Below are 14,081 nucleotides of genomic sequence, written 5' to 3'. Positions count from 1 at the left end.
AAAGATGATAAAATTTAGTATATAATAAAAGAAAATGGCGATTTGTATAGTATGCTGCCTTTGTAGGCAAGTTAAATGAGTCGTTCTTTCATAGTATTTCGTTCTCTAGTCGTGAAATATGCGTTTAGAGGAGGAGATACATTCAACATAATTAATTGGAAAAAGAGTAGGTGCAACAATGTTTAATCACGTAACAGTGCTTTTGAAGGAAACAGTAGATGGCTTAGATATAAAGCCAGGTGGTACATATGTAGATTGTACACTGGGGGGAGGAGGACATAGTTCTTATTTATTATCCCAATTAACTGAAGGCGGAAGATTAATCGCGTTTGATCAAGATGAGATAGCAATTCAAAATGCGAAAGAAAAATTCTCTTCATACGGTGAGCAGTTCATAACAGTAAAGAGTAATTTCCGTTACCTATCTGAAAAACTACAGGAATTAGGTATAACAGAAGTAGACGGTATTTTATTTGATTTAGGTGTTTCATCCCCGCAATTAGATACACCAGAGCGTGGCTTTAGTTACCATCATGATGCCCCGTTAGATATGCGAATGGATCAAGATGCCCCATTAACAGCCTATGATGTTGTAAATAGTTGGTCATATGAACAACTTGTAAGAATTTTCTTCCAGTATGGCGAAGAGAAATTTTCAAAACAAATAGCAAGGAAAATTGAAGCGTATCGTGAGAATAAAGCTATTGAAACGACAGGGGAATTAGTAGAACTAATTAAAGAGGGTATTCCAGCTCCTGCTCGTAGAACGGGTGGACATCCTGCGAAGCGAGTGTTCCAAGCGATCCGTATTGCGGTAAATGATGAATTGAAAGTATTTGAAGAAGCGTTGGAATCTGCAATTGAGATGGTCAAGCCAGGCGGAAGAGTTAGCGTTATAACATTCCATTCTTTAGAAGACCGTATTTGTAAAACGACGTTTAAGCGAAATAGTACAACGCCACAATTGCCACCAGGATTACCAATTATTCCTGATGAATTTAAGCCAAAATTAAAGCTTATTACAAGAAAACCGATTTTACCTTCTGATATAGAGTTAGAAGAAAATAATCGAGCGCGTTCTGCGAAATTGAGAATCGCTGAAAAACGATAAAAAGGGGAGAGAGGTATGAGTAACTTAGCTGTAAAGTACAAGCAACAAGCGCAAGAAGAGGTTCAGATTCAAACGCCCCCACAGCAGATGGTTCAGCCAAAAGCTAAAGCGAAGATTACAAGAATCGAAAAACTGTTGTATGTAGCGTTTATTGGCTTTTTATTGTATGCCTGTGTAGCATTTATTGGAAATAAAGCAGGCCTTTATCAAGTTAATGTAGAAGCTGCGACAATAGAACAAAAAATTGTACAGCAGCAAAAAGAAAATCAAGAGTTACAGGCTGAAGTAGAGAAGTTAAGTCGTTATGAACGAATCGCTGAAGTTGCAAAAAAACACGGGCTAGAAATTAATGCGAATAATGTGAAAGGCCTCAAATAAGGCAATAGGTGTGAAGGGAAAATGAAGAGAAATATGACTAAATTTCATACCAATAAGGGAGCAGGGTATTTTATGATTTTATTCCTCCTGCTCTTTTTGCTGTTATTAGCCCGATTTTTTTACATACAAGCGACAGGAACAGTGCATAATCAGGATTTGGATAAACTCGCTCAGCAAAAACATAGTAAAACAGGAGTTCTCGAAGCAAATCGCGGGACGATTTATGATCAAAACGGTCATGTATTAGCGCAAGATGCAAACTCTTATAAACTTGTAGCGGAACTAAAAGGTGCGAAGCCGGTTGAGGATAAAGAGGATACCGCCAAGAAAATTGCGGGCGTACTCGGAAAAGATGAAAAGAAGATTTTAGATACGTTAAATAAAGAAGGTAGAAGTCAAGTAGAATTTGGGAATTTAGGTAAGGGCTTGACGAAGGAACAGAAGGAACAAATCGAAGCATTGAAATTGCCAGGCATATCTTTTATTACAGAAAATGCAAGAGTGTATCCAAATGGTGATTTCGCATCTTATGTTGTAGGTTACGCGAAACCTGATGATAAAGGAATTGCTATAGGACGATTTGGTTTAGAAAAGAGTTTGGATAAGTATTTAGGTGCTGCTAATGGAAAAGTAGCTTATACAGGTGACCGTAAAGGAGTATCTCTTGACGGTGGAAAAGTGAATGTAAAGGCACCTAAAAATGGTGATAATGTTTATTTAACGCTTGACCAACGTATTCAAAGTTATTTAGAAGACGCGATGAAAGAAGCGAGTAAACATTATGAACCGGAAAGCTTAATAGGAATTGTTGCGGATCCAAAAACAGGGAAAATATTAGCGATGTCTAGTAAACCTAGTTATGATCCGAACCAGGAAATTAATGAGTATTATTATAATGATGCAATTGCAAATGCATTTGAACCTGGATCAACAATGAAAATTTTCACGCTAGCAGCAGCTATTAATGAAGGTGTGTATAAGGGACAAGATTATTATCAGTCTGGTACATATCAAGTCGGGAACCGCAAAATAAAAGATCATAATGGCGGCGCTGGATGGGGATCTATCACATTTGATGAAGGGGTAGAGCGCTCTTCCAATGTAGCGTTTGCTATTTTAGGTGATCAAAAACTTGGTCCAGACCGTTTCCGGAAATATATCCATGCTTTCGGATTAGATGAAAAAACGAATATTGATTTACCTGATGAAGGTTCAAATACCATTTTATTCGATCAGCAAATACAGCAAGTAACGACAGCTTTTGGACAAGGTTCTACTGTAACACCAATTCAGCTTGTACAAGCTGCAACTGCTATTGCGAACGATGGGAAAATGATGAAACCTTATACAATTGATAAAATTGTAGATCCGATAACAGGGGAAGTAAAATTAGAACATAAGCCAGAAGAAGTGGGCAAACCGGTTACAAAAGAGACAGCAGCGCAAGTAAGGCAGTTATTAGAACGTGTTGTTACATCACCGAAAGGAACAGGAACTGCTTATAAAGTCGATGGATATTCAGTTGGTGGTAAAACAGGAACAGCGCAAATTCCGGATGGAAAAGGTGGCTATATGACAGGAAGAGAGAATTATATATTCTCGTTCTTAGGTATGGCACCTATGGATGATCCGCAACTTGTTGTATATGTAGCTGTTAAAAAACCGAAGTTGAAAGATGATGAGAGTGGTGCACAACCTTTAGCTGATATTTTTAAATATGTAACGAAGAATAGTTTAGAGTATTTAAAGATTAAGCCTAATGAAGTGAAAGATCCGAAGAAATATGTGAAAGAGCAGCAAACTGCTGTTCCAGATGTAACGGGAAAAACGATGGAAGAAGCGAAAAAAGCTATTGATAAAGCAAAACTTCGCCCAATCGTATTAGGTGAAGGGAAAGTACAGCAACAAGTACCGAAAGCGACTGAACAAACATTGAAGGGTGACCGAGTGTTCTTAGTGGGAGATCAACCTACAATGCCAAATATACAAGGCTGGGCACTTCGTGATGTTATGAATTTAGCAAAAACATTAAAGCTTAACTTAAAACCTACTGGTACCGGATACGTAACTGAACAAAGTGTGCCAGAAGGAACATTGTTGCAACCTGGTACAGAGTTAGGTGTAACACTTGTACCGCCACTTGAACCACAACAAGAAGCAGAAAAGCCGTAATGGTAAAAGAGAAGAAGTTCTAATTAAATAAGTACAAGCATATATTGGAACAAGCTAGGCGTAAGGGAGGCTTGTTCCAATATGCGTGTATCAAATGTAACAGTTAGAAAACGACTTATTTTTATACTCATATCAGGTATACTTATTTTCACTATCATCGATATTCGTCTTGGATATGTGCAATTTTTTCTTGGGAATATGTTAACGGATCGTGCGAAAGATTCATGGAGTCGTAATATTACTTTTGAACCTGAACGTGGAAAAATTTTAGACCGAAATGGTGTGGAACTTGCCACGAATAAAAGTGCTCCAACTGTCTTTGTTGTACCGAGGCAAATTGAAAAACCAGCAGAGACTGCAGAGAAGTTAGCTGCAGTATTAGGTGTGGAAAAAGATGAGATTTATAAGAGGATTACAAAAAAAGAATCAATTGTAAGGTTAGATAAAGGCGGAAGGAAAATATCACATGATAAGGCGAAAGAGGTAAGAGGATTAAGTTTGAAAGGTGTTTATATCGCAGAGGACTCTATCCGGTACTATCCATTTGGCAACTTTTTATCACACGTATTAGGGTTTGCAGGTAGTGATAACCAAGGTCTTATGGGACTAGAAAAGTATTATGATAAAGAGCTGAATGGTGATGAAGGTCATGTGCGCTTTTTTGCAGATGCAAAAGGGCAAAGGATGCCTAATGTTGGTGATGATTTCAAAAAACCAGAAGCTGGTTTGAATTTAGGTTTAACAATTGATGCACGTATTAATAGAATTATGGAAAGAGAAATGAATATTGCAGAGTCGACATATAATCCAGATGGTATGATTGCGATTGCGATGAATCCGAAAAATGGTGAAATTTTAGGTATGTCGAGTCGGCCGAGTTTTGATCCGGCAGATTTTCAAAGTGTTTCTCCAGAAGTGTACAATAGAAATTTACCAGTATGGAGTACGTATGAACCTGGTTCAACATTTAAAATCATTACGTTAGCCGCAGCTTTGAATGAAAATTTAGTAGACTTAGAGAAAGATACGTTTTATGATGATGGAGCAGCTGAAGTTGGTGGAGCAAGATTGAAATGCTGGAAAGCAGGAGGCCACGGTAGCCAAACGTTTTTAGAAGTAGTTCAAAACTCTTGTAACCCAGGATTTATCGAACTGGGTGATCGTCTTGGTAAAGACCGATTGTTTAAATACATTCGTAATTTCGGCTTTGGACAGAAGACAGGAATCGATCTGCAAGGTGAAGGTAGTGGGATTTTATTTAATTTAGATAAAGTCGGTCCAGTCGAGCAAGCAACAACTTCATTCGGTCAAGGTGTTTCTGTTACGCCAATCCAACAAGTAGCGGCGGTAGCAGCGGCTGTAAATGGTGGAACTTTGTATCAACCGTATATAGCTAAAGAATTTATTGATCCGAAAAACAATCAAGTTGTAAGTAAAAAGACACCTGTGGAAAAAAGAAAAGTTATTTCCAAGGAAACTTCAGAAAAAGTTCGGTATGCATTAGAGAATGTTGTAGCAAAAGGATCTGGTAAAGGTGCTTTCATTGATGGGTATCGTGTAGGTGGAAAAACAGGTACGGCTCAAAAAGTGAAAGATGGTAAATATTTAGAGAATAATTATATTGTATCTTTTATCGGTTTTGCTCCAGCAGATGATCCGGAAATTGTTGTTTATGTTGCTGTTGATAATCCGAAAGGTGTAACGCAATTTGGTGGAGTAGTAGCAGCTCCAATTGTTGGGAATATTCTGCGGGATGCACTTCCTGTTATGGGAGTGAAACCGAGAAAAGAACAAGTTGAGAGAGAATATAAATGGGGCGATACACCAACTGTGGAAGTTCCGAATTTAATTGGTATGAAAAAGAAAGACTTACAGACGCAACTCGTTGATTTGAAGCTTGATATAAGCGGAGATGGAGAGAAAGTCATTAAACAGTCCCCGGAAGCAGGAGCTAAAGTGAAAGAAGGCTCAAAAATTAGAATTTACTTCGGGAATTAAAGGTAACCTAGTACGTTTTATGGTACAATTGGTGGAAGTGAGTTCTTTATAGAAGAGTTACTTAATTTGAGACCGCAAGAGTCTCGGTTATAAATAGGTCTATTTATTAGACACAGTAGCACTTACCTCCTATTTTACATAATTAGGAGGTAACGTGTTGCTTATTAATAAAAGAGATAAATACACAATGTAGAGAGGGTTTAGTGAAATGAAGTTGCATACACTTGTATCATGTTTGCATGATTTTCCAGTTGTTCCAAAAGAAAATCCAGAAATCACATCTATAGAAGCTGATTCACGTAAAGTGAAAGAAGGAAGCTTATTTGTATGTATGAAAGGATATACGGTTGATAGCCATGATTTTGCTAAGCAAGCAGCGGCACAAGGAGCGGCTGCTATTGTTGCGGAAAGACCAATTGATGTTGACGTTCCAGTTGTACTTGTGAAAAATACTTTTCGTTCGTTAGCGGTTTTAGCTGATTATTTTTATGGTCAACCAACACACAAGTTACATTTAATCGGTATTACAGGTACAAATGGAAAGACAACAACATCGCATATTATGGATGAGATTATGCGCGCACATGGTCATAAAACGGGGCTAATTGGAACGATTAATATGAAAATCGGTGATGAAACATTTGAGGTGAAAAATACAACACCAGATGCACTAACACTTCAACAGACGTTTGCAAAAATGGTTGAACACGGTGTGGATAGCACAGTAATGGAAGTTTCGTCACATGCTTTAGATCTTGGCCGTGTACACGGATGTGATTACGATGTAGCAGTGTTTACAAATTTAACACAAGATCATTTAGACTATCATAAAACGATGGAAGAATATAAACATGCAAAAGGGTTGCTATTTGCGCAACTTGGCAATAGTTATAATCATAATCGTGAAAAATACGCGGTATTGAATAACGATGATGCTGTAACAGCGGAATATATGAGAAGTACTGCAGCAACTGTTGTAACGTATGGAATTGATACAACAAGTGATGTTATGGCAAAAGATATCGTTATGACAAGTGGTGGAACTACATTTACGCTTGTAACACCGTATGAGAGTGTAAATGTTACGATGAAATTAATTGGGAAATTTAATGTATATAACGTACTAGCTGCGACAGCGGCAGGACTTGTTTCTGGTGTAAGTTTAGAAACAATCATTGATGTAATAAAGGAACTAGCTGGAGTTCCAGGACGTTTTGAAGTAGTTGATGGTGGACAAAATTATACAGTTATTGTTGATTATGCACATACACCAGATAGCTTAGAGAATGTATTGAAAACAGCAAAACAGTTTGCAAAAGGTGACGTATATTGCATCGTCGGTTGTGGCGGTGATAGAGATAGAACGAAGAGACCAATCATGGCAAGTGTTGCAACACGATATGCAACTCACGCCATTTACACTTCAGATAATCCAAGAAGTGAAGAGCCAGGAGCTATTTTAGATGATATGGTACATGGTGCAAATGGAAAAAATTATGAAGTAATTATTGATAGAAAAGAAGCGATATACCATGCAATTGCTAACGCAAAAGCTGAAGATATTATCATTATTGCTGGTAAGGGTCATGAAACATATCAAATTATTGGTAAAGATGTTCATCATTTTGATGATCGTGAAATCGCTAAAGAAGCAATTACAGAGCGTTTAAACAACGAAGAGTAACAACGTGAGAGGAGGACTACATGTGCTTGAGCAAGGTTTATTAGTAACGGCTGGGGTAGCATTCTTAATTTCTGTTGCCCTTTCGCCATTGTTTATTCCATTTTTAAGAAAATTAAAGTTCGGACAGAGTATTCGTGATGAGGGACCAAAATCACATCAAAAAAAATCAGGGACACCGACAATGGGTGGTATTGTCATATACGTATCTATGATGGTAACTTCACTTATTATGGCGATTAAGTTTAATCATTTAGGTGCAGAGGTATCGTTATTACTATTAGTGACATTTGGTTACGGATTGATTGGATTTTTAGATGACTACATAAAGGTAGTTAAGAAGAGAAATCTTGGTTTAACATCAAAACAAAAATTAGTAGGTCAGCTTGTTATTGCTATTGCGTTCTTTTTAATTGGAAAAGGGCAAGCGTTCCACACATACATCATGATTCCGGGAACGGATGTTAAGTTTGAATTAGGTTGGGCGTATTTTGTACTTGTACTATTTATGCTTATTGGTGGATCAAATGCAGTTAACTTAACTGACGGTTTAGATGGTTTATTATCAGGAACAGCTGCTATTGCATTTGGAGCATTTAGTATAATTGCTGTGGCACAAGAGCAATTTGGAGTAGCGATATTCTGTATGGCAGTTGTAGGAGCTGTACTTGGATTTTTAGTATTCAATGCGAATCCAGCAAAAGTGTTTATGGGAGATACAGGTTCATTAGCTTTAGGTGGAGCCATTGCAGCTGTAGCAATTTTATTAAAACAAGAATTGCTACTTGTAATCATTGGCGGAGTATTCGTAATGGAAACTTTATCGGTTATTATTCAGGTTATTTCGTTTAAAACAACAGGAAAACGTGTCTTTAAAATGAGTCCATTACACCATCATTATGAATTATGTGGTTGGTCAGAATGGCGTGTCGTTGTGACGTTTTGGTCTGTAGGATTTTTATTAGCTGTGTTAGGAATTTATATCGGGGTGTGGATGTAATTGAAAACTGTAACTGAATTTCAAAATAAGAATATTCTTGTATTAGGCATTGCAAAAAGTGGTTATGCAGCAGCTACATTGCTACAAAAGTTAGGGGCAAATGTTATTGTAAATGACGGAAAGCCTTTAGCAGAGAATGTACTTGCTGCAGAATTACAAGCAAAAGGAATGGATGTTGTATGCGGTGGTCATCCTTTAGAATTATTAGAGAGAAATATTTCTCTTGTAGTAAAAAATCCAGGAATCCCGTATTCTAATCCAATATTAGTTGCTGCGAAAGAAAAGCAAATTCCAATTGTTACGGAAGTTGAATTAGCATATCGTATTTCAGAAGCACCATTTGTTGGGATTACGGGGTCTAACGGTAAAACGACGACGACAATGCTTACATTTGAAATGCTAAAAGAAGGACAAAAGCATCCCGTAATTGCAGGAAACATTGGAACTGTAGCGTGTGAAGTTGCACAGGATGCGAAAGAAAATGAAGTTGTAGTTACAGAACTTTCATCGTTCCAATTGATGGGAGTAGAATTGTTCCAACCTAAAATTGCTGCGTTTTTAAATTTATTTGAGGCCCACTTAGATTATCATGGGACGAAGAAAGAATATGGTTTAGCAAAAGCGAATATTTTTAAAAACCAAACAGAAAATGATTATAGTGTAATAAATGCAGATGATGCAGATGTGATGGCTTTATCTGCTTATAGTAAAGGTCAAAAAGTACTGTTCTCAACAACGAAAGAAATTGAAGATGGTGCGTGTATAAAAGATAATGCTCTTTATTTTAAAGGTGAAAAAGTTGTTGAAGTAGGCGATATCGTTTTACCTGGTCAACATAATTTAGAAAATATTTTAGCAGCGATGAGTATCGCAAAATTATCGGGTGTTTCTAATGAAGCGATTACGGCAGTTTTAAAACGTTTTACAGGTGTAAAACATCGTTTAGAATACGTAACAACTATAAATAACCGTAAGTTTTATAATGACTCAAAAGCAACGAATATGTTAGCGACAGAGAAAGCTTTATCTGCGTTTACACAACCGACTGTGTTATTAGCAGGTGGGCTGGATCGTGGAAATGAATTCGATGATTTAATTCCGTATTTCAAAAATGTTAAAGCGATTGTAACATTTGGACAAACAGCTCCAAAATTAGTAAGAGCTGCAGAAAAAGCGGGATTAGATACAATTGAAAGTGTCGATACTTTAGATGAAGCTGTAGTGAAAGCTTATGCTCATTCTACAGATGGCGATGTAATTCTTCTTTCTCCAGCATGTGCAAGCTGGGATCAATTTAAAACATTTGAAGAAAGAGGAGACATTTTTATACAAGCTGTGCATAAACTTATATAAAGTAAATCAAAACATCAGTAGGCTAACACCTACTGATGTTTTGTTACATAGGGCAAAAGTTTCTGCCTAAAGAGGTGGTGTTTATGGGTAATGAAGAAAACGCCTGATTTTATTCTCATCATCGTTACACTTGCGTTGTTAACAATCGGAATGATTATGGTTTATAGTGCGAGTGCGGTTTGGGCCTCTTATAAAATGGGGGACTCATTCTTTTTTGCAAAAAGGCAATTGCTATTCGCAGGTCTTGGTGTAGTGGCTATGTTTTTTATTATGAAAATTGATTATTGGGTGTGGCGTACGTATTCAAAAGTAATTTTGCTAGTTTGCTTCGTTCTTCTTATTCTCGTTCTTATTCCTGGAGTAGGTCTTGTTCGAGGAGGAGCGCGAAGTTGGATTGGAATCGGGGCATTTTCCATTCAACCGTCCGAATTTATGAAGTTTGCGATGATTATTTTCTTAGCGAAATTTTTAGCGGAACGACAAAAATTAATTACCTCTTTTAAACGTGGTTTACTACCAGCTTTAGGTTTTGTATTTCTTGCTTTCGGAATGATTATGTTACAGCCCGACCTTGGTACAGGGACGGTAATGGTTGGGACATGTATCGTTATGATATTTATCTCAGGAGCAAGAGTCTTTCACTTTGCAATGTTTGGTTTGCTTGGTGTAGCAGGATTTGTAGGGCTAATTGCATCAGCACCGTATCGGATGAAACGTATTACATCATATTTAGACCCGTGGTCAGATCCGCTTGGAAGTGGATTTCAAATTATTCAATCGTTACTCGCAATTGGACCAGGTGGATTATTCGGGCTTGGACTTGGACAAAGTAGACAAAAGTTTCTTTATTTACCTGAACCGCAAACAGACTTTATATTTGCAATCTTATCCGAGGAATTAGGTTTTATTGGTGGTTCATTTGTGTTATTATTATTTAGTCTATTATTATGGCGTGGGATTCGTATAGCTTTAGGAGCGCCAGATTTATATGGTACGTTTTTAGCAGTAGGTATTGTGGCGATGATTGCGATTCAAGTAATGATTAATGTTGGTGTTGTAACAGGATTGATGCCTGTTACGGGTATTACTTTGCCGTTTTTAAGTTATGGTGGATCAAGTTTGACATTAATGTTAATGGCAGTAGGTGTATTATTAAATATAAGTCGCCATTCTCGCTACTAAACCCTGTTTTATAAGACAGGGTTTTTCGTATGTGTACGAAGAAACAATATGTATATAGAAATAAATACGACTGTAATAAGAAAAAGAGAAGCGGAGGAGTTAGTAGTGCGTGTATTAGTAAGTGGTGGGGGCACTGGAGGTCATATTTATCCGGCTCTTGCTTTAATAAGAGAAATAAAAAAATTAAATCCGGAAGCAAGGTTTTTATATATTGGTACGGAGAATGGATTAGAGAGCACAATCGTGCCCAAAGCAGGTATACCGTTTCAATCTATTGTTATAAGTGGATTTAAGCGTAAAATATCGTTAGATAACGTGAAAACGGTGATGCGTTTTCTAAAAGGTGTACAAGATAGTAAACGATATATTCGTCGTTTCAATCCAGATATTGTAATTGGAACAGGTGGATATGTATGTGGACCTGTTGTATATGCTGCGGCAAAATTAGGTATTCCAACTATTGTACATGAACAAAATAGTGTACCTGGTGTAACGAATAAATTTTTAAGCCGCTATGTTGATAAAGTTGCAGTTTGTTTTGAAGCGGCTGCAGAACATTTTCCGCAGTCAAAAGTGGTCATGACTGGAAACCCACGAGCGTCAGAAGTAATGGATCAAAATGGAATGAAAGGAAAACGTTCAGTAGGTTTATCTCTTCCTAAAAAATCCGTGCTTATTTTTGGTGGCAGCCGTGGGGCTAGACCAATTAACGATGCTTTCGTAGAGGCAATTGAACAGTTTGGAAATAAAAGTTACGAAATATTGTATGTAACAGGTGAAGTTCATTACGACAAAGTGATGGATGCAGTGAAGCAAAAAGGGAACCCGAATAATGTTATTATTAAACCTTTCATTCATAATATGCCAGAAGTACTTACAGGTGTAGACCTTGTTGTCTCAAGAGCTGGAGCAACAACACTTGCAGAATTAACAGCGTTAGGTAAGCCAAGTGTGTTAATTCCGAGTCCTTATGTAACAAATAACCATCAGGAAAAAAATGCACGTTCTGTTGTCGATAAAGGAGCAGCAAAAATGTTGCTTGAAAAAGATTTAACAGCTGAAACACTTATTCGTGATATTGACGAGATTTTATTAGATGCACAAACATTACAAAATATGAAGCTTGCTGCTGGGCAATTAGGTATTCCAGATGCAGCAAATAAGTTGTATGAAGTAATGAATAAGCTTGTAAAAAAATAACGTTAGGTGAACGCCCTGCATACTACTGTAATAAGGATGCTTAGTATGGGGGAGATTGTTTATGGAGCAATTAGTAAATGAGCTTATAGAAGCAAAGGTTGGTCGTGTGTTAGTGGATGAACCGTTAGCACGTTATACAACTATGAAAATAGGTGGACCAGCTGATATTTTAATTGTGCCAAAGCATGTTGCCGGTATTGAAAAAACGTTGCAGTTAGTAAAGAAATATAAAACAAAGTGGACTGTAATTGGTCGCGGTTCGAACCTTCTTGTATCTGATCTAGGGATAGAAGGTGTCGTTATTCGTTTAGGAGAAGGATTAGACCACTTAGAAGTCGAAAAACATAGAGTAAGAGTTGGTGGTGGGTATCCCCTGATTAAATTATCAACTTTACTTAGTCGTCAAGGGTTAGCTGGTCTGGAGTTTGCAAGTGGTATTCCAGGAAGTGTTGGCGGTGCAGTGTATATGAATGCAGGAGCACATAAATCGGATATATCAAACATATTCTCAAAAGCTCTTATTTTGTTTGAAGATGGAACAATTGACTGGTTAACGCATGAAGAAATGGAGTTTTCCTATCGTACATCTGTATTGCAAACGAAACGTCCTGGTATTGTTTTGGAAGCTGAGTTTCAATTGCAGATAGGAGAGCGTGAGGGAATTGTAAGTGTCATGCAAAAGAATAAAGATTACCGTCGTGAAACACAGCCATGGAATCACCCTTGTGCAGGAAGTGTGTTTCGGAATCCAATTCCATACTTTGCAGGAGATTTAATAGAGAAGGCGGGGCTTCGTGGTTATCAAATAGGTGGAGCTCAAATTTCTGAAATGCATGGAAACTTCATTATTAATACTGGTGGAGCTAGCGCGCAAGATGTATTATCTTTAATAGCATTAGTAAAACAAACAATCAAGGATAAATTTAGCGTAGAAATGCATACAGAAGTAGAAATCATTGGAAGATAACGGTTATTCGTTCCGCTCATTATCATTTATGTTATAATAAGAAGATAAGAACGGCATGAGGAACATGCCGTTCTTTATGTTACGTAGGGGGATCGTACATGAAAAATAGTAAAGTGATTAAACTACAGGATCGTGTACCAAAGTTAAAAAATCAACAGAAAAAAAACAAGAAAGATGTTAATCATCGGTTGATTTTATACATATCAATTTTATTTTTATTAGTTCTCTTTTTAATTTATTTTCGGTCTCCGCTTAGCAATATAAAAAAGATAAGCGTGTTTGGAAATCATTATATGACAGATGAACAAGTGATGAAGGAATCAGGTGTGACATATGATACAAGTTATTTCCGAGTGACAGCACATAAAGCAGAAGAAAACTTAACGAAACGAAAAGAAATTAAAGCAGTAAATGTAAAGAAGCGTTTTCCAAATAAAATTGACGTTCATATTGAAGAATATTTAACGATTGGTTATATAAACAAAGATGGGAAATTACAACCGTTATTAGAGAACGGGAAAACACTTGATGTACTCCCGAACGGAAAACTTCCTGTTGCAGCGCCAATTTTTGAACCTTTTAAAGAGGAGAAAATGAAGGAGTTAATTGCTGAGCTTGAAAAATTAACACCAACTATTTTAAGGTCTATTTCTGAAATTCGTTATTCACCGACAAATGCGAATGAAGACCACCTTACTTTATATATGAATGAAGGGTATGAAGTGAGCACTACGATTCAAAATTTCGCAAAACGTATGGAAGCTTATCCACTTATCTTAAAAACAATTGAGCCAGGCAAAAAGGTATTAATTGACTTAGAAGTAGGGGCGTATACGAAAGAATTAGGAGCAGAAGAAAAAAAAGAATAGAATGATAGTTTTCACTACGTTATTGTAGAAAAAAACGAAACGAACGTTCTGCTTGGTGCATAGGAATTTACAAGAATGGTTCATTTGATGAAAAATATGTAAAAATTCTTAGATTCATACTAGGATTGGTACAAGTTTCACTTTTCTATGAGTACATCTTAGTGTAGACT

The 14,081-nt window shown here is 37.0% G+C and carries 11 protein-coding genes; all 11 read left to right on the top strand.

The window, feature by feature from the left end:
* Nucleotides 1-178: 178 nt before the first annotated feature.
* On the top strand, nt 179-1,111 hold the full coding sequence (rsmH, locus tag FH036_RS08345) for a 16S rRNA (cytosine(1402)-N(4))-methyltransferase RsmH (protein WP_000481789.1): 933 nt from the start codon (nt 179-181) through the stop codon (nt 1,109-1,111).
* A 15-nt stretch (nt 1,112-1,126) separates the two neighbouring features.
* Nucleotides 1,127-1,489: a cell division protein FtsL gene (gene ftsL / locus FH036_RS08340; protein WP_000067081.1), complete on the top strand. Its 363-nt coding sequence runs from the start codon at nt 1,127-1,129 to the stop codon at nt 1,487-1,489.
* 21 nt (nt 1,490-1,510) lie between these two features.
* Nucleotides 1,511-3,661 (top strand): penicillin-binding protein, encoded by a 2,151-nt coding sequence (locus FH036_RS08335; RefSeq protein WP_080776446.1) that lies wholly within the window; start codon nt 1,511-1,513, stop codon nt 3,659-3,661.
* 81 nt (nt 3,662-3,742) lie between these two features.
* Nucleotides 3,743-5,659 (top strand): stage V sporulation protein D, encoded by a 1,917-nt coding sequence (locus FH036_RS08330; RefSeq protein WP_001266227.1) that lies wholly within the window; start codon nt 3,743-3,745, stop codon nt 5,657-5,659.
* A gap of 208 nt (nt 5,660-5,867) precedes the next feature.
* A complete protein-coding gene (gene murE / locus FH036_RS08325; protein WP_000766299.1) occupies nt 5,868-7,343 on the top strand; it encodes a UDP-N-acetylmuramoyl-L-alanyl-D-glutamate--2,6-diaminopimelate ligase in 1,476 nt (491 codons plus the stop codon).
* 22 nt (nt 7,344-7,365) lie between these two features.
* On the top strand, nt 7,366-8,340 hold the full coding sequence (gene mraY / locus FH036_RS08320; RefSeq protein WP_000893058.1) for a phospho-N-acetylmuramoyl-pentapeptide-transferase: 975 nt from the start codon (nt 7,366-7,368) through the stop codon (nt 8,338-8,340).
* Nucleotides 8,341-9,693 (top strand): UDP-N-acetylmuramoyl-L-alanine--D-glutamate ligase, encoded by a 1,353-nt coding sequence (gene murD / locus FH036_RS08315; RefSeq protein WP_138321223.1) that lies wholly within the window; start codon nt 8,341-8,343, stop codon nt 9,691-9,693.
* Between the two features lie 90 nt (nt 9,694-9,783).
* On the top strand, nt 9,784-10,875 hold the full coding sequence (gene spoVE / locus FH036_RS08310; protein ID WP_000753511.1) for a stage V sporulation protein E: 1,092 nt from the start codon (nt 9,784-9,786) through the stop codon (nt 10,873-10,875).
* A gap of 105 nt (nt 10,876-10,980) precedes the next feature.
* Nucleotides 10,981-12,075, top strand: coding sequence for an undecaprenyldiphospho-muramoylpentapeptide beta-N-acetylglucosaminyltransferase (murG, locus tag FH036_RS08305; protein ID WP_001265415.1), 1,095 nt, complete (start codon nt 10,981-10,983; stop codon nt 12,073-12,075).
* Nucleotides 12,076-12,136: 61 nt separating this feature from the next.
* Entirely contained in the window at nt 12,137-13,042 is a 906-nt protein-coding gene (gene murB, locus FH036_RS08300; protein WP_000437033.1) for a UDP-N-acetylmuramate dehydrogenase, read from the top strand.
* Nucleotides 13,043-13,140: 98 nt separating this feature from the next.
* Nucleotides 13,141-13,911: a cell division protein DivIB gene (gene divIB / locus FH036_RS08295; RefSeq protein ID WP_138321225.1), complete on the top strand. Its 771-nt coding sequence runs from the start codon at nt 13,141-13,143 to the stop codon at nt 13,909-13,911.
* The last annotated feature ends 170 nt before the right edge of the window (nt 13,912-14,081 follow it).

Origin of the sequence: Bacillus sp. CD3-5, from assembly GCF_006349665.1 — a bacterium.
Taxonomy (GTDB): Bacteria; Bacillota; Bacilli; order Bacillales; family Bacillaceae_G; genus Bacillus_A; species Bacillus_A paranthracis.
This window is presented reverse-complemented; position numbering and strand designations above follow the sequence as displayed.